24 protein-coding genes are annotated in these 20,741 nt (G+C 72.3%); 17 read left to right on the top strand and 7 right to left on the bottom strand.

Going from position 1 to position 20,741, the window contains the following annotated elements; all coding sequences use genetic code 11:
- From B351_RS0109595 to B351_RS16570, 13 genes are all read left to right on the top strand, one after another.
- Window positions 1–278, top strand: a 278-nt coding sequence (locus B351_RS0109595; RefSeq protein WP_026010560.1) for a thioredoxin family protein, incomplete at its 5' end; no start/stop codon positions are given.
- Window positions 275–844, top strand: coding sequence for a TlpA disulfide reductase family protein (locus tag B351_RS0109590; protein WP_019398821.1), 570 nt, complete (start codon window positions 275–277; stop codon window positions 842–844). The genes B351_RS0109595 and B351_RS0109590, both read left to right, overlap by 4 nt.
- Before the next feature lie 104 nt (window positions 845–948).
- The gene (gene aroQ, locus B351_RS0109585) at window positions 949–1,389 is read left to right on the top strand and encodes a type II 3-dehydroquinate dehydratase (RefSeq protein WP_019398820.1); all 441 of its coding nucleotides are present in this window, start codon (window positions 949–951) and stop codon (window positions 1,387–1,389) included.
- A gap of 54 nt (window positions 1,390–1,443) precedes the next feature.
- The gene (gene accB / locus B351_RS0109580) at window positions 1,444–1,929 is read left to right on the top strand and encodes an acetyl-CoA carboxylase biotin carboxyl carrier protein (protein ID WP_019398819.1); all 486 of its coding nucleotides are present in this window, start codon (window positions 1,444–1,446) and stop codon (window positions 1,927–1,929) included.
- A gap of 27 nt (window positions 1,930–1,956) precedes the next feature.
- The gene (locus B351_RS0109575; RefSeq protein ID WP_026010559.1) at window positions 1,957–2,403 is read left to right on the top strand and encodes a four helix bundle protein; all 447 of its coding nucleotides are present in this window, start codon (window positions 1,957–1,959) and stop codon (window positions 2,401–2,403) included.
- On the top strand, window positions 2,393–3,760 hold the full coding sequence (accC, locus tag B351_RS0109570; protein ID WP_019398817.1) for an acetyl-CoA carboxylase biotin carboxylase subunit: 1,368 nt from the start codon (window positions 2,393–2,395) through the stop codon (window positions 3,758–3,760). The genes B351_RS0109575 and accC overlap by 11 nt, the downstream gene beginning before the upstream one ends.
- Window positions 3,761–3,916: 156 nt before the next feature.
- On the top strand, window positions 3,917–4,834 hold the full coding sequence (gene prmA / locus B351_RS0109565; RefSeq protein WP_019398816.1) for a 50S ribosomal protein L11 methyltransferase: 918 nt from the start codon (window positions 3,917–3,919) through the stop codon (window positions 4,832–4,834).
- 41 nt (window positions 4,835–4,875) lie between these two features.
- Window positions 4,876–5,727 (top strand): DUF3426 domain-containing protein, encoded by an 852-nt coding sequence (locus B351_RS17340; RefSeq protein ID WP_019398815.1) that lies wholly within the window; start codon window positions 4,876–4,878, stop codon window positions 5,725–5,727.
- A gap of 80 nt (window positions 5,728–5,807) precedes the next feature.
- Window positions 5,808–6,083, top strand: a complete 276-nt coding sequence (fis, locus tag B351_RS0109555) for a DNA-binding transcriptional regulator Fis (RefSeq protein WP_019398814.1) — start codon at window positions 5,808–5,810, stop codon at window positions 6,081–6,083.
- Window positions 6,084–6,150: 67 nt separating this feature from the next.
- Window positions 6,151–7,737 (top strand): bifunctional phosphoribosylaminoimidazolecarboxamide formyltransferase/IMP cyclohydrolase, encoded by a 1,587-nt coding sequence (gene purH / locus B351_RS0109550; protein WP_019398813.1) that lies wholly within the window; start codon window positions 6,151–6,153, stop codon window positions 7,735–7,737.
- Between the two features lie 139 nt (window positions 7,738–7,876).
- A complete protein-coding gene (locus B351_RS0109545) occupies window positions 7,877–8,401 on the top strand; it encodes a GNAT family N-acetyltransferase (protein WP_019398812.1) in 525 nt (174 codons plus the stop codon).
- 99 nt (window positions 8,402–8,500) lie between these two features.
- On the top strand, window positions 8,501–9,793 hold the full coding sequence (purD, locus tag B351_RS0109540; RefSeq protein ID WP_019398811.1) for a phosphoribosylamine--glycine ligase: 1,293 nt from the start codon (window positions 8,501–8,503) through the stop codon (window positions 9,791–9,793).
- A 271-nt stretch (window positions 9,794–10,064) separates the two neighbouring features.
- Window positions 10,065–10,937 (top strand): pyridoxal phosphate-dependent aminotransferase, encoded by an 873-nt coding sequence (locus B351_RS16570; RefSeq protein WP_198006214.1) that lies wholly within the window; start codon window positions 10,065–10,067, stop codon window positions 10,935–10,937.
- Window positions 10,938–10,941: 4 nt separating this feature from the next.
- On the opposite strand, the gene B351_RS0109530 is transcribed toward B351_RS16570, so the two are convergent.
- Window positions 10,942–12,255: a M20 family metallopeptidase gene (locus B351_RS0109530; RefSeq protein WP_019398809.1), complete on the bottom strand. Its 1,314-nt coding sequence runs from the start codon at window positions 12,253–12,255 to the stop codon at window positions 10,942–10,944.
- Window positions 12,256–12,301: 46 nt separating this feature from the next.
- Window positions 12,302–13,162 (bottom strand): 4,5-DOPA dioxygenase extradiol, encoded by an 861-nt coding sequence (gene ygiD / locus B351_RS0109525; protein WP_019398808.1) that lies wholly within the window; start codon window positions 13,160–13,162, stop codon window positions 12,302–12,304.
- A gap of 153 nt (window positions 13,163–13,315) precedes the next feature.
- Between ygiD and B351_RS0109520 the strand changes: the two genes are divergently transcribed.
- The 3 genes from B351_RS0109520 to B351_RS0109510 all read left to right on the top strand — a co-directional run bounded on the left by B351_RS0109520 (window position 13,316) and on the right by B351_RS0109510 (window position 16,285).
- A complete protein-coding gene (locus tag B351_RS0109520; protein ID WP_019398807.1) occupies window positions 13,316–15,223 on the top strand; it encodes an MFS transporter in 1,908 nt (635 codons plus the stop codon).
- Window positions 15,224–15,529: 306 nt separating this feature from the next.
- Entirely contained in the window at window positions 15,530–15,868 is a 339-nt protein-coding gene (locus tag B351_RS0109515; protein ID WP_019398806.1) for a CD225/dispanin family protein, read from the top strand.
- A 3-nt stretch (window positions 15,869–15,871) separates the two neighbouring features.
- Window positions 15,872–16,285, top strand: a complete 414-nt coding sequence (locus B351_RS0109510) for a DUF2752 domain-containing protein (protein WP_019398805.1) — start codon at window positions 15,872–15,874, stop codon at window positions 16,283–16,285.
- Window positions 16,286–16,377: 92 nt separating this feature from the next.
- On the opposite strand, the gene B351_RS0109505 is transcribed toward B351_RS0109510, so the two are convergent.
- From B351_RS0109505 to B351_RS0109485, 5 genes are read right to left on the bottom strand one after another with little or no spacing between them, the layout of a single operon-like run.
- Entirely contained in the window at window positions 16,378–17,271 is an 894-nt protein-coding gene (locus tag B351_RS0109505) for a membrane protein (protein ID WP_019398804.1), read from the bottom strand.
- 21 nt (window positions 17,272–17,292) lie between these two features.
- Window positions 17,293–18,228, bottom strand: coding sequence for an NAD(+) diphosphatase (nudC, locus tag B351_RS0109500; protein ID WP_019398803.1), 936 nt, complete (start codon window positions 18,226–18,228; stop codon window positions 17,293–17,295).
- A gap of 20 nt (window positions 18,229–18,248) precedes the next feature.
- The gene (gene erpA / locus B351_RS0109495; protein WP_019398802.1) at window positions 18,249–18,617 is read right to left on the bottom strand and encodes an iron-sulfur cluster insertion protein ErpA; all 369 of its coding nucleotides are present in this window, start codon (window positions 18,615–18,617) and stop codon (window positions 18,249–18,251) included.
- A gap of 31 nt (window positions 18,618–18,648) precedes the next feature.
- Entirely contained in the window at window positions 18,649–19,107 is a 459-nt protein-coding gene (locus B351_RS0109490; protein WP_019398801.1) for a polymer-forming cytoskeletal protein, read from the bottom strand.
- 1 nt (window position 19,108) lies between these two features.
- A complete protein-coding gene (locus B351_RS0109485) occupies window positions 19,109–19,834 on the bottom strand; it encodes a DUF6776 family protein (protein ID WP_019398800.1) in 726 nt (241 codons plus the stop codon).
- A gap of 119 nt (window positions 19,835–19,953) precedes the next feature.
- Between B351_RS0109485 and B351_RS0109480 the strand changes: the two genes are divergently transcribed.
- On the top strand, window positions 19,954–20,538 hold the full coding sequence (locus B351_RS0109480; RefSeq protein WP_019398799.1) for a DUF4126 domain-containing protein: 585 nt from the start codon (window positions 19,954–19,956) through the stop codon (window positions 20,536–20,538).
- Window positions 20,539–20,741 lie beyond the last annotated feature (203 nt).

Raw genomic sequence — 20,741 nt, 5'->3', positions numbered from 1 at the left:
ACATGACCGCCGACTGGTGCGTGACCTGCAAGGCCAACGAGCGCAACGTGCTGGCCCGCGACGGCTTCCGCGAACTGCTGGGCCGCACCGGGGCGGTCTACATGCGCGGCGACTGGACCAATACCGATCCGGCCATCAGCGCGTTCCTCGAGGCGCACAACGCGGTGGGCGTGCCGCTGTACGTGGTCTACGGACCCGGCGCACCGCCGGCGGTGCTGCCGCCGGTGCTGACCCCGGCGATCGTCGAGGACGCCCTGCTCAGGGCGGCGGCGCGGTGAGGCCCGGCCTGCGCCTGGTCCTGGCGGCAGCCTGCGCCGCCGCGCTGGGCCTGGGCGCGCGCGCCTGGTACGAGCAGCGCCGCCCGGACCTGCCGGCGCCGCTGCCGGTGCCCGAAGGGGTGCGCGCGGCCATGCCGGGGCAGCACCCCGACCCGATCCGCCTGCCCGACCTGGACGGCAACCTCGTCGAACTGGCCGCGATCGCGCCCGGCCGCCCGCTGCTGGTCAACGTCTGGGCCAGCTGGTGCGGGCCTTGCGTGGAGGAGATGCCGGAGCTGCAGCGCTTCGCTGCCGCCCAGGGCGCGGACGGTGTCCAGGTCGTGGGCCTGGCCCTGGACGAGGCGGAGGCGGTGCGCGCCTTCCTGCGCCAGGTCCCGGTGGACTACCCGATCCTGCTGGACCGCCCCGGTCCGGCCGACGCCAGCGTGCGGCTGGGCAATACCCGCGGCCTGCTGCCCTACACGGTGCTGCTGGATCGGCAGCGCCGGGTGCTGCGGCAGAAGCTGGGACCGTTCCAGCCCGGCGAGATCGCCGACTGGGCCGCGGCCGGCACCGGGCCGGACTGAGGCCGGCCTTCAAACGGTTGCTTGAAACGCTTTCATCTTCGCCGAACTGGACAGTAAAGGCGCCTTCCTCCAGACTGCCGCCCTTTCCGGTTCCGCCCGCAACCATGGCAAAGCTGCTGGTCCTGCACGGCCCCAACCTCAACCTGCTCGGCACCCGCGAGCCGGAGGTCTACGGCCACGCAACCCTGGCCGACATCGACGCCGACCTGGCCCGCCGCGCCGCGGCCGCCGGGCACCAGCTCGAGTCGTTCCAGTCCAACGCCGAGCATGCGCTGGTGGACCGGGTCCAGGCCGCCCGCCAGGACGGCACGGCCTTCATCCTGATCAACCCCGCCGCCTTCACCCATACCTCCGTCGCCCTGCGCGACGCCCTGGCGGCGGTGGCGATCCCATTCATCGAGATCCACCTGTCCAACCCGCACGCCCGCGAACCGTTCCGCCAGCACAGCTACTTCAGCGACAAGGCGGTCGGCGTGGTGTGCGGGTTCGGCGCCGACAGCTACCGCTACGCCCTGGATGCGGCGCTGGCGCGGCTGCCGGCCTGAGCCCCATCCCGTTGCAACGCGTCCGCGCCGCGGACGCCCCACACAGAGGCCACCATGGACCTGCGCAAGATCAAGAAACTCATCGACCTGCTGGAAGAATCCAACCTCGCCGAAATCGAGATCAAGGAAGGCGAGGAAAGCGTGCGCCTGTCGCGCATCCCGCAGGGCGTGGCGGTGGCCGCCCCGGCCGCCTCGCTGGAAGTGCGCTCGCCCGCCGCGGCCCCGGCCGCCGCGCCGATGCCGATGAGCTCCCCGGTCGAGGCCGCCACCGGCGGCACCCCCAAGCCGGGCAGCGACCTGCCGCCGGGCCAGGTCGTGCGCGCGCCGATGGTCGGCACCTTCTACGCCGCCCCGGCCCCGGACAAGCCGGCCTTCGTCACCGTCGGCCAGCAGGTCAAGGCCGGCGACACCCTCGGCATCATCGAGGCGATGAAGATGTTCAACCCGATCGAGGCCGACGTCTCCGGCACCGTGGTCGCCATCCTGTGCGAGAGCGGGCAGCCGGTGGAGTTCGACCAGCCGCTGTTCGTGATCGGCTGACGCCGATCACGACGGGATTGGTGATTCGTGATTGGTGATTCGAAGGAGCGGCCGCACCAGCGCCTGGATGCATGGCGCGATGCGATGGAACTTGCCGCCCTGGTGTACGCGTACTCGGCCGGCTTTCCCGCGGAGGATCGGTACGGCCTGACGGCGCAGATGCGCCGGGCCGCCGTGAGCGTGCCATCGAACATCGCCGAAGGCGCCGCCCGTCGCTATGCCCCTGAACTCGTACGTTTCCTGCTGATTGCGCGCGGCTCGCTGTCCGAACTGGATACGCAGCTGGCGCTGGCTCCGCGGCTCGGCCTCGCCGCCCCGGACCAGGACCTCCTGCAGCTGCTCGATCGCACCTTCGCGCGCCTCAACGCGCTGATCAGGTCGATCGACGACACCGCAGCCGCGCGCGACGAGCCGGCCTACTACGAATTACCAATGACGAATCACGAATCACGGGCCCAATCCCATGCTCGATAAAGTCGTAATCGCCAACCGCGGCGAAATCGCGTTGCGGATCCTGCGCGCCTGCCATGCGCTGGGCATCCGCACCGTCGCCGTGCACTCCACCGTGGACCGCAACCTCAAGCACGTGGCCATGGCCGACGAGTCGGTCTGCATCGGGCCGGCGCCGTCCACCGACAGCTACCTCAACATGGCCTCGATCATCGCCGCCGCCGAGGTGACCGATGCCCAGGCCATCCACCCCGGCTACGGCTTCCTGTCCGAGAACGCGGACTTCGCCGAGCGGGTGGAGCAGTCCGGCTTCATCTTCATCGGCCCCAAGCCCGACACCATCCGCCTGATGGGCGACAAGGTCGAGGCGATCCGGGCGATGAAGGCCGCCGGCGTGCCCTGCGTGCCCGGCTCCGGCGGCCCGCTGGGCGACGACATCGCCGCCAACGCCAGGATCGCCCGCGAGATCGGCTACCCGGTGATCATCAAGGCCGCCGGCGGCGGCGGCGGCCGCGGCATGCGCGTGGTCCACTCCGAGGCCGCGCTCAGGGCCGCGATCGAGACCACCAAGAGCGAAGCCAAGGCCGCCTTCGGCAATGGCGAGGTGTACATGGAGAAGTACCTGGAGAATCCGCGCCACGTGGAGATCCAGGTGCTGGCCGACGGCCAGGGCAACGCCATCCACCTCGGCGAGCGCGACTGCTCGATGCAGCGCCGCCACCAGAAGGTGGTCGAGGAGGCGCCGGCGCCGGGCATCACCGCCGAGCAGCGCGCGGAGATCGGCAAGGTCTGCGTCGAGGCATGCATCCGCATCGGCTACCGCGGCGCCGGCACGTTCGAGTTCCTGTACGAGAACGGCCGCTTCTACTTCATCGAGATGAACACCCGCATCCAGGTCGAACACCCGGTCACCGAGATGGTCACCGGCATCGACCTGGTGGCCGAGCAGCTGCGCATCGCCGCCGGCCACAAGCTGCGCATCCGCCAGGAGGACGTGGTGCTCAACGGCCACGCCATCGAGTGCCGCATCAACGCCGAGGACCCGGAGACCTTCTTCCCCAGCCCCGGCCTGATCCAGCACTTCCACGCCCCGGGCGGCCCGGGCGTGCGCGTGGACACCCACATCTACGAGGGCTACCGCGTGCCGCCGAACTACGACTCGATGATCGGCAAGCTGATCGTGCACGGTCCGGACCGCGAGACCGCGATCTGCCGCATGCGCGTGGCCCTGAGCGAGATGGTGGTCGACGGCATCAAGACCAACATCCCGCTGCAGCAGCGGATCATGCGCGACAAGGGCTTCCAGGCCGGCGGCCAGAACATCCACTACCTGGAGAAGCGCCTGGCCGAGCGCAAGAACCAGTCGATCGCACTGGGGTGAGGACAACCCGCCTGCGCGGCGCCGCCTCGGGAACGCCCCGGCGCGCCGCGCCGGGCAGGTGGCACCTGGGGCCGGCCATGCCGGCCCTTTCCCTTTGCGGCCAGCGCAGGCCCCGCGTGAGACAATCGCGCCCCCACACCGCAACCGCCCACGCCCATGCCCTACCTTGAACTTAGCCTGCGCAGCACCGAGGCCGAGCAGCCGCGCTACGAGCGCGCGCTGGAGGACGTGGGCGCGCTGTCGGTGACCCTGCTGGACGCCGACGCCGACACTCCCAACGAGCGCGCCATCCTCGAACCCGGCGTGGGCGAGACCCCGGTGTGGAAGTCGCTGGTGCTGAGCGCGCTGTTCGACGCCGACGTCGACGCGCTGGCCCTGCTGGCCGCGCTGGAGGCGTTCGACCCGTCGCTGGACTGGAGCAGCGCCTCGTTCCGCAAGGTCGAGGACCAGGACTGGGAGCGGGTCTGGCTCGACCAGTTCCAGCCGATGCGCTTCGGCGCGCGCACCTGGATCGTGCCGTGGAACCACGAACTGCCGGCCGAGGCCACCGCGGCCGATGCCGCGGTGGTGCGCCTGGACCCGGGCCTGGCGTTCGGCTCGGGTACCCATCCGACCACCGCGCTGTGCCTGCGCTGGCTGGACCAGCTGGCCGGCGAAGGCCTGCTGCAGGACGCGCGCGTGCTCGACTTCGGCTGCGGCTCCGGGATCCTCGCCCTGGCCGCGCTGAAGCTCGGCGCCGCGCAGGCGGTGGGCGTGGACAACGACCCGCAGGCGCTGCAGGCCTCGCTCGACAACGCGCTGCGCAACGAGGTCGAAGGCCAGCTGGCGGTGTACCTGCCGCAGGACGAACCGGAAGCGACCTATCCGGTGGTGGTGGCCAACATCCTCGCCTCGGCGCTGGATGCGCTGGCCAACACCCTGGCCGCGCGCGTGGCCCCGGGCGGGCGCATCGCCCTGTCCGGCATCCTGGAGGGCCAGGAAGGCGAACTGCTGCAGCGCTACGCGGCCTGGTTCGACGAGCTGCAGGCCAGCGTCGACGGCGATTGGGTGCGGATCGACGGCGTGCGCCGCTAAGGCGCCTGCGCCGGCCGCGGGCGCATGGTTGAATAGCGGGCATGTTCACCGCCTGCCCGCACTGCGATTTCCTGGTCACCCACCTGTCGGGCCAGCCGCGGCCCGAGGCCTGCCCGCGCTGCGGCAAGCCGCTGGCGGCCGATCCCGGCGCATCGGCCGCCAGCGGTCCGGCCGTGGCAGGCGCGGCTGCACCGCCGGCGCTGGCCACCCTGCTGGATGACGAACCGACGCCGCCGGCCGCTACCGCGCCGGAAGCGGCATCCGCCGCAGCAGACCCTGCGCCCGGACCGGAGCCCATCCCGCAACCGCAGCCCGAGCCGCGGTCCACGCCGCAGCCGCCACCGGCCATCGCCGCGGATGCACCGTCCGTCGTCGCCCTGCATGCCACGCCGGCGCAGGCGTCCGCCGCACCACGCACCAACGCGGCGCGCCCGCGGCGCGCGCGCTGGCAGTGGCCGCTGGTGGTGCTGCTGGCCCTGCTGCTCGGCCTGCAGGTGCTGCTGGCCGACCGCGCGCGGCTGGCGGCCGATCCGCAATGGCGCCCGTTGCTGCTGCAGGCCTGCGGCGTGCTGCGCTGCAGCCTGCCGGACTGGCGCGAGCCGGGCGCATTCACCATGGTCGAGCGCAGCGTGCGCCCGGGCCAGGCGCCGGGCACCCTGCGCGTGGACGCCACCTTCCGCAACGATGCGCGCTGGGCCCAGCCCTGGCCGCTGCTGCAGCTGTCGCTGGCCGATGCCGACGGCCGCACCACCGGCAGCGGCGTGTTCGCGCCGGAGCAATACCTGGGCGAGGCGCCGGAAGGATTGCTCGCACCCGGGCAGAGCGCGCAGGTCACCTTCGTGGTGCAGGAGCCGGCGCCGGGCACGGTGGCGTTCTCCTTCAGGTTCCACTGATGGCCAATGGCAGCGGCCGGGCGGCCGCGCTAGACTCCCCAACCCGCTCGATGCACGTGCATCAGCCAACGGAACCCGACGTGCAGCAGAACTCCCCCTCCCGCGCCGACGCCGGCCGCAGCGCCCCCCGCCCGCCCCTGCGCGAGCACGTGGCGCAGTCGGTGCGCCGCTACCTGCGCGACCTGGACGGGGTGGAAGCCAACGACGTCTACGAGATCGTCCTGCGCGAGATGGAGATCCCGCTGTTCGTCGAGGTGCTGAACCACTGCGACGGCAACCAGAGCCGCGCCGCGGCGCTGCTGGGGATCCACCGCGCCACCCTGCGCAAGAAGCTGAAGGACTACGGGCTGGTCTGAGCCCGCGGGCGGCCCCGGGGGCGGCGGCTATAATTCCGCCTCTTTCCCCGCACCCTGCTGCCCACCCATGACCGCCGATTTCCTGCCCGTGCGCCGGGCACTGCTGTCCGTTTCCGACAAGACCGGCCTGATCGACCTGGCCCGCGCCCTGGCCGCGCGTGGCGTCGAGCTGCTGTCCACCGGCGGCACCGCCCGCGCCATCCGCGAGGCCGGCCTGCCGGTCAGGGACGTGTCCGAGGTCACCGGCTTCCCGGAAATGATGGACGGCCGGGTCAAGACCCTGCACCCGGTGGTCCACGGCGGCCTGCTCGGCCGCGCGGGCCTGGATGATGCGGTGATGGCCGAGCACGGCATCGCCCCGATCGACCTGCTGGTGCTGAACCTGTATCCGTTCGAGCAGGTCACCGCCCGCGCCGACTGCACCCTGGCCGAGGCGGTGGAGAACATCGACATCGGCGGCCCGGCGATGCTGCGCAGCGCGGCCAAGAACTTCGCCCGGGTCGCGGTGGCCACCTCGCCGGAGCAGTACGCCGGCCTGCTGGCCGAGCTGGAGGCCAACGACGGCAAGCTCTCGGCCGCCACCCGCTTCGCCCTGTCGGTGGCCGCGTTCAACCGCGTGGCCCAGTACGACGCTGCGATCAGCAACTACCTGTCGGCCGTGACCGACGCCAGCGCCGAAGTGCCGGTGCGCGCGGCCTTCTCCGCCCAGGCCAACGGCAGCTTCGTCAAGGTCATGGACCTGCGCTACGGCGAGAACCCGCACCAGCAGGCCGCGTTCTACCGCGACCTGCACCCGGCGCCCGGCTCGCTGGCCACCTTCACCCAGCTGCAGGGCAAGGAGCTGAGCTACAACAACATCGCCGACAGCGACGCGGCCTGGGAATGCGTGCGCCAGTTCGACGCCCCGGCCTGCGTGATCGTCAAGCACGCCAACCCCTGCGGCGTGGCCGTGGCCGCCGGCGTGGGCGAGGCTTACGAGCAAGCCTACGCCACCGACCCGACCAGCGCCTTCGGCGGCATCATCGCCTTCAACCGCCCGCTGGACGCGGCCACCGCGCAGACCATCCTCGACCGCCAGTTCGTCGAGGTGCTGATCGCCCCGGACTACGACGAAGGCGCGCTGGAGTACGCGAAGAAGAAGGCCAACGTGCGCGTGCTGCGGATCCCGATGGCGCCGCCGTCGCCGGGCTTCATCGACCTCAAGCGCGTGGGCTCGGGCCTGCTGATGCAGACCGCCGACGACCGCGTGGTCACCCGCGACGAACTGAAGGTGGTGACGAAGCTGGCCCCCACCGAACAGCAATTCGCCGACCTGCTGTTTGCCTGGAAGGTGGCCAAGTTCGTCAAGTCCAACGCCATCGTCTACGCGAAGGACAACCGCACCATCGGCGTCGGCGCCGGGCAGATGAGCCGCGTCTACTCGGCGCGCATCGCCGGGATCAAGGCCGCCGACGCCGGGCTGGTGGTCGAGGGTTCGGTGATGGCCTCCGACGCGTTCTTCCCGTTCCGCGACGGCATCGACGCGGCGGCCGAGGCCGGCATCAAGGCGGTGATCCAGCCCGGCGGCTCGATGCGCGACGCCGAGGTGATCGCCGCGGCCGACGAGCACGGCATCGCCATGGTGTTCACCGGCGTGCGCCACTTCCGCCACTGAGCGCCGTCCGCCGGCGGGCATGGGCGCGGCCGCGTCCCCCGGGGCGCGGCCGCTGCGCGTTGCGCACCAACCGGCATCACCCGGCGTTCGCCGCCGCGCCGCTACCTTGCCCGGCACGCCGCCCGCCCATGGGCCGGCCATGCACAAGGAGGCTGCCATGTGGATCCGCGAGGAAGGCCCCGGCGACGGCGACGCCATCTGCACCGTGCTGCGCGCCGCCTTCGCCGGATTCCCGGGCGCGGGCCAACTGGAGGCCCGCACCGTGGACAGCCTGCGCCTGGACGACGCGCTGGCGGTCTCGCTACTGGCCGACATCGACGGCCGCGTGGCCGGCTACGTCGCCTTCTCCCCGGCACGGCCCTCGCGCGACGGCGACGCCTGGTACGTGCTGGGCCCGCTGGCGGTGGACCCGGCCGACCAGGGCCATGGCGTCGGCAGCGCCCTGGTCCATGCCGGCCTGCGCGCGCTGCAGGAGCGCGAGGCCAACGGCTGCGTGGTCCTGGGCGATCCGGCCTACTACGGGCGCTTCGGCTTCGTCGCCGATCCGCTGCTGACCCTGCCCGGGGCGCCGGAAGGCATGTTCCAGGCGCTGCGCTTCACCGACGCCGCATCGGCCGGCGAGGTGGTGCTGCATCCGGCCTTCGGCCACCACGAGAAGCCCTGAGCCAGTCGCGGTGGTTGCCGGCGAAAGCGCCGCGCGCGGCAGGCCGGACCCGGCGGGCAGGCTAGAATCGCGTTCCCTTTCCCGCGAATCCCTTCCCACATGAGCAAGGTCCTGGTCATCGGTTCGGGCGGGCGCGAGCATGCGCTGGCCTGGAAGCTCGCGCAGTCGCCGCGCGTCAGCGAAGTGATCGTCGCCCCGGGCAATGCCGGCACCGCCTCCGAGGGCAAGTGCCGCAATGCCGCGGTCAAGGTCACCGACCTCGAGGGCCTGCTGCAGCTTGCGCGCGACGAAGGCGTGGCGGTGACCGTGGTTGGCCCCGAGGTGCCGCTGGTGGCCGGCGTGGTCGACCGCTTCCGCGAAGCCGGCCTACGCATCTTCGGCCCCACCGCCGCGGCCGCGCAGCTGGAAGGCAGCAAGGCCTTCGCCAAGGACTTCCTCGCCCGCCACGGCATCCCGACCGCGTTCTACGCCGTCCACACCCAGGTCGACGCGGCCCTCGCCTACATCCGCGAAAAGGGCGCACCGATCGTGGTCAAGGCCGACGGTCTGGCCGCCGGCAAGGGCGTGATCGTCGCCATGACCCTCGAGGAAGCCGAGGCCGCGGTGCGCGACATGCTCTCGGGCAATGCCTTCGGCGATGCCGGCGCACGCGTGGTGATCGAGGAATTCCTCGAGGGCGAGGAAGCCAGCTTCATCTCGATGGTGGACGGGAAGACGGCGCTGCCGATGGCCACCTCGCAGGACCACAAGCGCGTGGGCGATGGCGATACCGGCCCCAACACCGGCGGCATGGGCGCGTACTCGCCGGCGCCGGTGGTCACCCCCGACGTGCACGCGCGGATCATGCGCGAGGTGGTGGAGCCAACCGTGGCCGGCATGGCTGCCGACGGCATCCCGTTCACCGGCTTCCTCTACGCCGGGCTGATGATCGATGCCTCCGGCGCGCCGAAGGTGATCGAGTTCAACGTGCGCTTCGGCGACCCGGAAACTCAGCCGGTGATGCTGCGCCTGCAGTCGGACCTGCTGGACCTGGTCGAGGCGGCGATCGACGGCCGCCTGCACGAGGTCCAGGCGCAGTGGGATCCGCGGCCCTCGCTGGGCGTGGTGATCGCCGCGCGTCCGTATCCGGAGTCGCCTGTGACGGGCGAGGCCATCAGCGGTCTCGACGCGGTGCCCGCCGACGTCAAGGTGTTCCATGCCGGCACCGCGCTGGATGCCGACGGCAAGGTCGTCAGCGCCGGCGGCCGCGTACTGTGCGTGACCGCGCTGGGCGACAGCGTGGCCGACGCCCAGCGCCGCGCCTATACCGGGGTGGACGCGATCCGCTGGGAACACGCCTTCTGCCGCCGCGACATCGGCTGGCGCGCGATCGCCCGCGAGCAGGGCAACTGAGCCATGGCCGGCCGGGTCGAGCCGTTCCGCGCGATCGCCATCAGCCAGCTGGCGCGTGCGCTGGAGGCCCAGGGCCGCTCCGTGGTGCACATGGAGTTCGGCCAGCCTTCCACGCCGGCGCCGGCCGCGGCACTGGCGGCGGTGCGCGAGGGGCTCGACCGCGATCCGCCCGGCTACTGGGAGAGCGTGCCGCTGCGGGCGCGCATCGCCCGCCACTACCGCGATGCCTACGCCGTGGAGGTGGACCCGGAGCAGGTCATCCTCACCTGCGGTGCCTCGCCGGCGCTGCTGCTGGCCATGCTCTCGCGCTTCGAGGCCGGCGACCGGGATCGCCTTCGCCCGCCCCGGCTACATCGCCTACCGCAATACCGCCATCGCCGCGCGCCTGCGGCCGGTGGAGATCGGCTGCGGGCCGGACAGCCGCTACCAGCTCACCGCGGCGGCGATCGCCGCGCTGGATCCGGCGCCGGCCGGAGTGATCCTTGCCAGCCCGGCCAATCCCACCGGCACCATCATCGAACCCGAAGAGCTGCGCGCCATCGCGGACGTGTGCCGGCAGCGCGGCATCGTCCTGCTGTCGGACGAGATCTACCACGGCCTGCACTACACGCAGCCGGCGCACTCGATCCTGCAATACGCGCCGGACGCGATGGTGGTGAACAGCTATTCGAAGTACTACTCGATGGTGGACTGGCGCCTGGGCTGGCTGCTGGTGCCGCCGTCGCACGTGGACACCGCGCGTGCCTATGCCGGCAACCTGTTCCTGACCCCGCCCTCGCCCAGCCAGCAGGCCGCGCTGGTGGCGATGGACTGCACGGAGGAGCTGGAAGGCCATCGCGCCACCTACGCGCGCAACCGCCAGCTGCTGCTGGAGGCGCTGCCCGACCTGGGCCTGGAGCGCATCGCCCCGCCCGACGGCGCGTTCTACATCTGGGCCGACGTGGCCCACCTGGCCGACGACAGCCTCGGGCTGTGCCGGCGCATCCTCGAGGACACCGGCGTGGCCCTGGCCCCCGGCGTGGACTTCGACCCCGTCGATGGCCACCGCTTCATCCGCTTCAGCTTCGCCCCGGCCACGGTGCACGTGGAGGAGGCGCTGCGACGGCTGCGGCCGTGGTTCGCGGCGCAGCCGCGCATCCGCTGAGGGCTCAGCCGGGCGCGCCGCCCAGGTAGTCCAGCACCACCTGCAGCATCGCCTTCGCGCCATGCTCCAGCGCCGCCTCGTCCGGCGCGTAGTGCGGCGAGTGGTTGATCGGAGCCTGCGCCGGATCCTGCCCGGCCGGCGTGGTGCCGACCAGGAAGAACGCGCCCGGCACCTCGTTGGCGAACTGCGAGAAGTCCTCGGCGATGGTCTGCAGCGGCATTTCCACCACGTTCTCCGCGCCGGCGGCGGCCTGCAGCGAGGCCAGCACGCGTCGCGCCAGCTGCGGTTCGTTGATCGTGGCCGGCGCGGTGTTCACCACCTCCAGCTTCGCCGTGGCGCCGGCCGCATGTGCGTAATCGCTGGCGATGCGTCCGAAGCGCGCGATCACGTCCTCGCGCACGGCCGGGTCGAAGGTGCGCAAGGTACCGACCAGCTTCGCCTCGTCCGGGATGATGTTGAAGCGCACGCCGGCGTTGAACTGGCCCGCGGTCAGCACCACCGGCGTGCTGGCGATGTTCACCTGGCGCGCGATCATGCTCTGGGTGCCCAGCAGGATCTGCGCAGCCACCGTGATCGGATCGACGCCATCCCACGGCCGCGAACCATGGGTCTGGCGGCCACGCACCGTCAGGGCCCACTCGTCGGCGCTGGCCAGCAACGGCCCGCTGCGGAAGCCGACCTGGCCCACCTGCAGCGCGGACCACACGTGCAGGCCGAACACCGCCTCCGGGCGGAAGTCCTTCCACACGCCCTCGTCCAGCATCAGCCGCGCGCCGAACCGCGCACCGGGCTCGTCCGGGCCTTCCTCCGAAGGCTGGAACACGAACATCACCTCGCCGGCCAGTTCCTGCCGGCGTTCGGCCAGCGCGCGGGCCACGCCCAGCAGGATCGCCACGTGCAGGTCGTGGCCGCAGGCGTGCATCACGCCCACCGGCTGGCCGCGATAGGTCGAGCGCACGGTGGAGGCGAACGGCAGGCCGGTGGCCTCCTCCACGGGGAGCGCGTCCATGTCCGCGCGCAGGGCGATGCGCGGACCGGGTTTGCCACCGCGCAGGACCGCGGCCACGCCGGTGCGGGCGATGCCGGTGCGCGGCTCCAGTCCCAGCGCGCGCAGCTCGCGGGCGATGGCGGCAGCGGTGCGGACCTCGTGTCCGCCCAGCTCCGGATGGCGGTGGAAATCGCGCCGCCACTCCACCATCGCCGGGTACTGCGCCCTGGCCGCAGCGATGGCGATGGTGGTGGCGGATTCGGCGGCGGACGCGGGCAGGGCCATGCCCAGCAGCGCGGCCAGCAGGCCTGGCAGGATCGACGGCTTCATCACTCGGCTCCGGCGCGGGGATGGCCGATGGTAGCCGGCTGCCGCACTAGACGTTGGCCTGCTCCGCCGGCAGCGAGGTCTCGATCGGGGCGGCGCCCGGGCCAGCGCCGGCGGCCGCGCCATGGCTGTCCACGCCGTACGAGGTCATCGACAGCGAGCCGTAGGCGTAGCCCTCCACCAGCGGTCGCGCCGGATGCCCGGAAGCGGCGGCCAGGCCAGCGATGTACAGCAGCGGCAGGAAATGGTCCGGTGTGGGCACGGCCAGGCGGTAGTCGGGGTGGGATACCAGCGAGGGCGCGTCGTGCGGCCGTTCCAGCATCAGTTCGCGCGCGGCCTCCTCGAAGCGGCGGGTCCAGTCGAAGGCACCGTCGGGCTGGTGCCAGTCGATCGCGCGCAGGTTATGCACCACGTTGCCGCTGCCGATCACCATCACCCCGCGCGAACGCAGCGCGGCCAGCTTGGCGCCAAGGGCCAGGTGCCATTCCGGCGGCCTGCGCGCGTCGATCGACAGCTGCACCACCGGCACGTCCGCCTTCGGGAAGGCGTGCACCAGCACCGACCAGGTGCCGTGGTCCAGGCCCCAGCCATCCAGGTCAGCGCCGACCTGGTCGGGCGCCACCGCGTCCGCGACCTCCTCCACCAGCTCCGGCAGGCCCGGCGCCGGGTACTGCACGTCGAACAACGCCTGCGGGAAGCCGTAGAAGTCGTGGATGGTGCGCGGCCTGGGCATGGCGGTTACCGCAGTGAAGTTGCCGTACCAGTGCGCCGACACCGCCAGGATCGCGCGCGGCCGCGGCGCGGTGGCGCCGAAGGCGCGCCAGGCCTCGGTGTAGCGGTTGCGCTCCAGCGCGTTCATCGGGCTGCCGTGGCCAAGGAAGGCGGCCGGCATCAGGGCATGGGCGTCCACGCAGGACTCCGGAAACGGGGGTACCGCGCCCACTGTAAGCCGGCGCGGCCGGCGCGGCACGCAAGGCAACGGTCGGGTGCGCCGTCCACGCCGCGCATGTCCACCGCGACCCGGCGCTCTGCTAGGCTCCGCGCCAGTCCCGCGGAGAGCCGCATGGCCGCCCACAGCCAGTTCGCGCTGCTGACCCAGCGCCGTTTCCTGCCCTACTTCATCGTCCAGGCGCTCGGCGCCTTCAACGACAACGTCTACCGCCAGGCGATCATCGGCCTGCTGTTCTTCCTCGGGGTCAGCGCCGAGGAGCGCTCGACCTACGCGGTCATCGCCCCGGCGATTTTCATCGTGCCCTACTTCCTGTTCTCGGCCATCGCCGGACAGGTGGCCGAAAAGCTGGAGAAGCAGCGCCTGATCGTGATCACCACCAGCATGGAGATCGCGATCATGTCGCTGGCGGCGGTGGGCTTCCTGCTGCAGTCGATGCCGCTGCTGCTGGTGGCGCTGTTCTGCACCGGCCTGCAGTCGACCCTGTTCGGTCCGGTGAAGTACTCGGTGCTGCCGGCCATCCTCAAGCCCGAGGAGCTGACCGGCGGCAACGGCCTGGTCGAGATGGGCACCTCGATCTCGATCCTCGGCGGCATGATCACCGGCGGCCTGATCTTCCAGCTCGCCGGCGCCCACGGGCCGGAGGCAGCGGCCGCGGCGATCGTGGCGCTGGCCATCGCCGGCAACCTGGTGGCGCGCATGATCCCGCGGGTGGACGCCGGCGCGCCGGACTTGAAGATCGGCTGGAACCCGCTGCCTGAGTCGCTGGCGGTGCTGCGCATGGCGCGCGCCCAGCCGGCGGTGCGCAACGCCATCCTCGGCGTGTCCTGGTTCTGGTTCTTCGGCACCATCGTCACCTCGCAGCTGCCGGCCTACGCCGAACTCAACCTCGGCGGCGCCTCCGGCTCGGCCACGCTGTACATCTTCGTGCTGGCGCTGTTCTCGGTCGGCACCGGCACCGGCTCGCTGCTGTGCGAGAAGCTGTCGGCGCGCACCGTGGAGATCGGCCTGGTGCCGCTGGGCGCGGCCGGCATGAGCGCGTTCCTGCTGGACCTCTACTTCGCCCGCCCCGGCGCGCCGCCGGCCACCGGGCTGGACGTGGCCGGCTTCCTGGCCCAGCCCGGCAGCCTGCGCATCGTCGTCGACCTGCTGGGCATCGGCGTGTTCACCGGCTTCTTCGTGGTGCCGCTGTTCGCCCTGATCCAGAGCCGCACGCCGTCCTCGCGCATGTCGCGGGTGTTTGCCGCGCTGAACATCCAGAACTCCGGTTTCATCGTGCTGGCGGCGGTGGTCGGACTGGGCGCGGGCATGCTGGGCTGGAGCAGCCCGCAGCTGTTCCTGGCCCTGGCGATCGCCAACGTGCTGGTGGCGGCGTGGATCTTCGCCCTGGTGCCCGAGTTCCTGATGCGCTTCCTCGGCTGGGTGCTGGTGCGGGCGCTGTACCGGCTGCGCGTGCGCGGCGTGGAGGAGCACGTGCCCGACGAGGGCGCGGCGGTGCTGGTGTGCAACCACGTCAGCTACATGGACGCGCTGATCCTGGCGGCGAGCATCCCGCGCCCGGTGCGCTTCGTCATGTACTACCGGATCTTCGACATCCCGGTGATGAGCTGGATCTTCCGCACCGCCCGCGCCATCCCCATCGCCGGCGCGCGCGAGGACCCGGAGCGCATGCAGCGCGCGTTCGACGCGATCGACGCCGCGCTGGCCGAGGGCGAGCTGGTGTGCATCTTCCCCGAGGGCGCGCTGACCAAGGACGGCGGGATCGCGCCGTTCAGGTCCGGGGTGGAGCGGATCCTGGAACGCGCCGCCGCGGCCGGGCGCCCGGTGCCGGTGGTGCCGATGGCGCTGCGCGGCATGTGGGCCAGCATGTGGAGCCGGCGCGATTCGCGCCTGGGCCGCATGCGCGTGCCGCGCCGGCTGCGCGCGCGGGTAGAGGTGATCGCCGCCGCGCCGCTGCCCGGCCCGGTGTCGGCGCAGGCGCTGGAGGCACGCGTGCGCGAACTGCGCGGCGACGATGCATGAGCCACGCGCCACGGCGCGGCTTTTGCCGCCAGTGGCCGGTCGGTTAGGCTTGCGGCTGTTGTCCGGGGGGATGTACGCCAGCATGGACGCGCCGAACAACGCCATGGGACGTGGCACCTGTATTCCGGCAACCGGGGCCCGGGCAACCGCGCCGCGGACGACGGGCGCGCCGCCGCACGCGCGGCACGCCACCATCCGCGACCGCAGCTGTCCGCCCCTGCAGCACCGGGCCCGGTGCCCGCGCCGGCATGCCGCCGGCCGGTGTCAGGCCCGCCACGGCCTTTCCTTCCCTGCTGGAGCAACCTGATGAGCTACGTTCCGCCACCGTCCCCCCAGTCCGCCGCGCCGGTGCAGGAGCCGGTTCCCAACCACCTGGCCTGGGCCATCATCTCCACGATCCTGGCCACCTGCCTGTGCTGCCCGCTGGGGCTGGTCGGCATCGTCGCCATCGTGTTCGCCAGCAAGGTCAACTCGCTGCTCGACCGCGGCGACCTGGAGGGCGCGCGCCGCGCCTCGGCCAATGCCAAGACCTGGTGCTGGGTGGCCACCGCGCTGGCCATCATCGGCCTGCTGCTCAACATCTGGGCGCTGGCCACCGGCGGCATGGCCGAGTACATGCAGATGATGCAGCAGATGCAGGGCTGATCCATGGCCCTGTCGCGGCCCTTGCGGATCGCGATGCTGGCGTCGGCCGCGGTGGCGGCCGGCGCCGGCGTGTGGTTGCTGCGCACCTACGATCCCAACGTGGCCGGCAACCCGTTCCCGCCATGCATGTTCCGCGCCTTCACCGGCTGGTTCTGCATCGGCTGTGGCCTGACCCGGGCCATGCACGCGCTGGTGCACGGCGACCTGGTGCGGGCCTTCTCGATGAACCCGCTGGGCCTGCTGGCGCTGGGCCTGACCCCGCTGATGCTGGCCTGGTCCGGCGGCTGGCAGCCGCGGCTGCTGGCACCGCTGATGCGCTGGGTGCTGGCGCCGAAGCTGTGGCTGGCGGTGTTGCCGGGGTACTGGATCCTGCGGAACCTTCCGTGGTTTCCGTTCACGCTGCTCGCACCGGTCTAGGGCAACGCCAGCCCGGGCGGTGAGGCCGCTGGCGCGTGGCGACGCCTTCGTCGTGGCCAGCCCTGATGCCTGCCTGGCGCGGCGCGCGCCGCTCAGCCGGCCCAGCCGGCCAGGATCAGCAGGGCCAGCACTGCCAGCCAGAGCAACAGCGCCCGCCAGATCAGGTTCATCGCGTCGCGCAGCTCGGCCAGTTCGCCGCGCGCGGGCACGCGGCCGGCCTCCAGGTCCTCGGCGTCTTCCTCGGCCAGCTCGCCGACCACCGCCGCGCGCGCTGCCGCCTCCAGGAACCGGCTTTCCGGGTTCCAGCCGGCGCCGCCCTTGTGCCGCCAGGCACGGCTGACCAGATCGAAGTTGCCGGCCAGGGCCAGGGCCAGGGTCATCAGCTGGGCCACCGGCCATTCCATCCAGCGCAGCAGCCACAGCAGTCCGGCGGCGTTGTCCTCGGGCAGCTGGCGGACCTGGCCGGCGAACGCCGAACGCTCCAGCAGGCGGTACAGCACCGCCCCGGCCGGGCCCAGCAGCAGGAACCAGAACAGCACCGCGAACCAGCGCCGCAGGGCGGCGCGTGCCATCACCGCCGGCAGTCCGGGGCCTTCGGCCACCACCTGCCCGGGTTCGGCCGCCAGCTGGTCCAGGCGGGCCTTGCGGGTCGCCGGGTCCTCGGCGTCCAGCACCGCTTCCACGTCCACGTCCAGGTCGCGCGGGCCCCAGGCCAGGACCAGCACCAGCACGCCGAACAGCAGCCCCGGCAGGCCGTACAGCACCCGCCCCAGCGCCAGCTGCAGGGCCAGCACCAGCAGCACCGGCGGCAGCACCGCCAGGGCGATGCCCCAGCGGGTGCGCCAGGGGCCGCCGTCGGCCAGCTGCGCGGCCAGCCAGGCCTGCCAGCGCGCGTACCAGCCGAAGCTGCGCGCCGGCGCCAGCACGGCCGGCGCCACGTGGCCCAGCACCAGGGCGATGATCACCGCGACCAGGGTCGTGAACATGCTCCCTCCGTGCCGCGGATACTAGCCGGCGGCGCGGGCGGCGGTCACCGCCGGCGCGCCCTCGGCGTACCAGTACTCGACCAGCGCCCGCGCGATCGACAGCGAGGGCGGCAGGACCGGGCCGCCACTGGCGTCGTCGCCGCGGGCCAGGGCCTGGCCGACTTCCTCGCGGGTGAACCAGCGCGCCGCCTCCAGTTCGCCGTCGATCCGCGGCAGGTCGGGCTCGCCGCGGGCGATGTAGCCCAGCATCAGCGAGCCAGGGAATGGCCAGGGCTGGGCGGCCAGGTAGCGGCAGTCGCGCACCCGCACCCCGGTTTCCTCGTGGACTTCGCGCACCACCGCCTGCTCGGGGGTCTCGCCCGGCTCCACGAACCCGGCCAGCACCGACCAGCGCCCCGGCACCCAGCCGGGCTGGCGCCCCAGCAGCAGCCGCTCGCCGTCGCTGACGGCCACGATCACCGCCGGGTCCACCCGCGGGTAGTGGTCGCTGCCGCAGGCCGGGCAGTGCGCAACGAACCCGCCACGCTGGAATTCCACCGCCGCGCCGCAGGCACCGCAGTGGCGGTTGCGGGCCCGCCAGTGGAGCATGCCGCGGGCATAGGCGAAGGCGCCGGCCACGGTGGGCGGCCAGGCGCCAGCGGCGCGGCGCAGGTCGATCCATTGCCGAACCGCCTGCCCGGCGGGCGCCTGCAGGGCGAAATGCGGCTGGCCGCTGCCGTCCAGGCCCAGGAATACGGCCTGGTCGAAGCGGTCGGGAAGGTCGGTGCCGGCCAGCGGCAGCGGCTGGCCGCACCCGTCGGCGGCGGCGCGGCCCTCGGCGTCCAGCAGCAGCAGCCGCGCCCGCGGCCACAGCGCGCGCAGGGCGGCGGCGTCGCCGCGCAGGGCGTCGGAGCGGTCCAGCCCGGCGTCGCCGAAGGCATAACCGGACAACGCGGCCGCCGCGGTGGACGTGGCCATCGGCCTGGCCTCCGCCGCGGTCAGACGCTGAAGCTGCTGCCGCAGCCGCAGGTCGTCTTGGCGTTGGGGTTGCGGATCACGAACTGGGCGCCGCTGAGGCCTTCGCTGTAGTCGACCTCGGCGCCCATCAGGTACTGCAGGCTCAGCGGGTCGACCAGCAAGGTCACCCCGTCGGTGTTCACGGCCATGTCGTCCTCGGCCTGGTTCTCGTCGAACTCGAAGCCGTACTGGAAGCCTGAACAGCCGCCGCCCTGGATGTAGACGCGCAGCTTGAGGTCGGCGTTGCCCTCTTCGGCGATCAGCTCGCGGACCTTGGCCGCGGCGGCGCTGCTGAAGCGCAGCGGCTGGTCCAGCTGCTGGTAGCTGGGAACGGTGGGAAGCGGAATCATGCTGCCAGCATGGGGGCGTGGCGCCCTCCGTTCAAGCCTCGGCGGTCGCCATCGCCTCGCCGGAACCGGCCTTGGCGGCTTCCCGCGGCTGCTGTTCCGGCGCCGGCAGGGCGCGGGTCGCCGGCGGCTGGGCGTGGACCAGGCGGCCGGTCAGCTGGGCACCGGCGCTCATCTCCACCACGGCATAGTGGACATCGCCCTCCACCCGCGCCTGCTGCCCCAGCTCCACCCGCTCGGATGCGTGCACGTCGCCGACCACGGTGCCGTTGATCACCACCACCGGGACGTGGATCCCGCCGGCGATGCTGCCGCCCTCGGCCAGCACAAGGCTGGCGGGCTTGCCCTGGACCGCCTGCACCCGGCCCTCGATGCGGCCTTCCACGTACAGGCCGCCGCTGAATTCCAGGTCGCCGCGGATCACCACCTCAGGGCCCACCAGGGTATCGATGGTGTAGCCGTTGCGCTGGCCGGACTTCTTCTTTCCGAACACGTTACCTGCCTCCCCCGCTGCCGGCGGTTTTCCAGTCGAAAGTCTGCTCGGCACCCCCTCCGTTGCCGCGCAGCAAGACTCGCACACGTTGCGGGGTGAAATCCTTGGGCAGCATCACGCTGCCGTCCAGTTCCTGGAAATACCTGAAGGAATACGGCTGGCCGGGCGCGTCCGGGCGCTGCAGCAGCTCGTTCCAGCCGATGCTGGCGAGCTTGCCGTCGCGCACGCCCTCCACGGTGAAGCGCATCTGCCCCTGGCTGATCGCGCCGCGGTTGAGGTTCTGGGTCAGCACCGCGCGGTAGCGCCAGGTGCCGCCCTCCTCCGGGGCGAACTCGATCGAGTGCACGCTCAGGCCCTTGCGCTGGCTGGTCGCGCCCACCAGGCGCTCGTAGAACGCCACGTCGGTGCGCAGCGCCGCGATCTCCTCGTCGCGCGCGGCCAGCGAGGCCTGCAGTTCGATGTTGGCGGCGCGGCTGATCTGGTCCGAGCGTTCCAGGGTCACCACCCGCTGGTTCAGTTCCTCGAGCTGGCGGCGCAGCTGCTCGGCCTCGTGCCGGGCCTGGCGCGCGCCCTCGCGCACCTGCTGCAGCCCCGGTGCGGCGAGCCGGGTGGCCACCAGGCCCACCACCACCAGGCTCAGCAGCCAGGCGCAGGCGAGGCCGATCTTCCATGCGCGCCCGGAACCACGGCGCGGGACGATGCGAAAGCGTGAGGACGATCCTGTCATCGGGTCATGCCGTCGTTTCTGCCTATACTGCGGCCGATGGCCGGGCAGTGTAACCGCCCCGGTGCCGGCGGCCGGAGCCGCCCCGCCCTGGCCCCGTGTCCCCTCCGCAAGGAGCCGCCATGACCGATGCCCACGTCTTCGTGATCGGCCTGCTGCTGGCCTGGATGGCCGGCATCCGCGCCTACCTGACCGTGTTCGGCGTGGGCCTGGCCGGGCTGCTCGGCTGGGTCGAGCTGCCGCCGGCCTTGCAGGCCACGCAGTCGTGGTGGGTGCTGGGCACCTCCGGGGCGCTGGCGGTGGCCGAATTCCTGGCCGACAAGATCCCCGGGGTGGACTCGGTCTGGGACCTGCTGCAGACCCTGGCGCGGATCCCGGCGGGCGCCTTCCTGGCCGCCGCCGCGTTGTCGCCGGACGGCGAGCTCGGCGCCGGCGCGCTGGCCACCGGCGCGGGCGTGGCCCTGGCCAGCCACGCGCTCAAGTCCGGCACCCGCGCCCTGCTCAACACCTCCCCCGAACCGGCCAGCAACTGGGCCGCCTCGGCGGCCGAGGACACCGTGGTGGTCGGCGGCCTGGCGCTGGCGCTGGCACACCCATGGCTGGCGCTGGCGCTGGTGGTCGGCACCACCGTGCTCGGCGCGCTGCTGGTGTGGTGGATCTGGCGGCTGATGGCGCGCGGCATGCGCCGCCTGCTGGCCGCCCGATGAACCGTTGCGGACCGCCCAGGGTTGTACCGGATGGAGGGATTGGTCACATAATGCAGGCCCAATAGGGGAGCCATTGATGGCCGCACGAGATCCTGCGCCCACGCCGGAGGACCCGGCGGCGCGCCAGCGCATACGCGCCGAAACCCCGCCACCGCATTACTGGCGCCGCTGGACCCGCGACGCCGCGGACGTGGCGGCCGAAG

It is taken from the genome of Pseudoxanthomonas sp. GW2 (genome assembly GCF_000283075.1).
In the GTDB taxonomy this organism is placed as follows: domain Bacteria; phylum Pseudomonadota; class Gammaproteobacteria; order Xanthomonadales; family Xanthomonadaceae; genus Pseudoxanthomonas.
This window is presented reverse-complemented; position numbering and strand designations above follow the sequence as displayed.

Excerpts from the sequence above, each read along its gene's own strand:
- accC (WP_019398817.1), top strand. The coding sequence starts at position 2,393 with ATGCTCGATAAAGTCGTAATCGCCAACCGCGGCGAAATCGCGTTGCGG.
- aroQ (WP_019398820.1), top strand. The coding sequence starts at position 949 with ATGGCAAAGCTGCTGGTCCTGCACGGCCCCAACCTCAACCTGCTCGGC.
- B351_RS0109515 (WP_019398806.1), top strand. The coding sequence starts at position 15,530 with ATGAGCTACGTTCCGCCACCGTCCCCCCAGTCCGCCGCGCCGGTGCAG.
- nudC (WP_019398803.1), bottom strand. The coding sequence starts at position 18,228 with ATGGCCACGTCCACCGCGGCGGCCGCGTTGTCCGGTTATGCCTTCGGC.
- B351_RS0109530 (WP_019398809.1), bottom strand. The coding sequence starts at position 12,255 with ATGAAGCCGTCGATCCTGCCAGGCCTGCTGGCCGCGCTGCTGGGCATG.
- erpA (WP_019398802.1), bottom strand. The coding sequence starts at position 18,617 with ATGATTCCGCTTCCCACCGTTCCCAGCTACCAGCAGCTGGACCAGCCG.
- purH (WP_019398813.1), top strand. The coding sequence starts at position 6,151 with ATGACCGCCGATTTCCTGCCCGTGCGCCGGGCACTGCTGTCCGTTTCC.
- B351_RS0109485 (WP_019398800.1), bottom strand. The coding sequence starts at position 19,834 with ATGACAGGATCGTCCTCACGCTTTCGCATCGTCCCGCGCCGTGGTTCC.
- B351_RS0109545 (WP_019398812.1), top strand. The coding sequence starts at position 7,877 with ATGCACAAGGAGGCTGCCATGTGGATCCGCGAGGAAGGCCCCGGCGAC.
- accB (WP_019398819.1), top strand. The coding sequence starts at position 1,444 with ATGGACCTGCGCAAGATCAAGAAACTCATCGACCTGCTGGAAGAATCC.
- B351_RS0109505 (WP_019398804.1), bottom strand. The coding sequence starts at position 17,271 with ATGTTCACGACCCTGGTCGCGGTGATCATCGCCCTGGTGCTGGGCCAC.
- B351_RS17340 (WP_019398815.1), top strand. The coding sequence starts at position 4,876 with ATGTTCACCGCCTGCCCGCACTGCGATTTCCTGGTCACCCACCTGTCG.
- purD (WP_019398811.1), top strand. The coding sequence starts at position 8,501 with ATGAGCAAGGTCCTGGTCATCGGTTCGGGCGGGCGCGAGCATGCGCTG.
- B351_RS0109480 (WP_019398799.1), top strand. The coding sequence starts at position 19,954 with ATGACCGATGCCCACGTCTTCGTGATCGGCCTGCTGCTGGCCTGGATG.
- B351_RS0109520 (WP_019398807.1), top strand. The coding sequence starts at position 13,316 with ATGGCCGCCCACAGCCAGTTCGCGCTGCTGACCCAGCGCCGTTTCCTG.
- prmA (WP_019398816.1), top strand. The coding sequence starts at position 3,917 with ATGCCCTACCTTGAACTTAGCCTGCGCAGCACCGAGGCCGAGCAGCCG.
- B351_RS0109510 (WP_019398805.1), top strand. The coding sequence starts at position 15,872 with ATGGCCCTGTCGCGGCCCTTGCGGATCGCGATGCTGGCGTCGGCCGCG.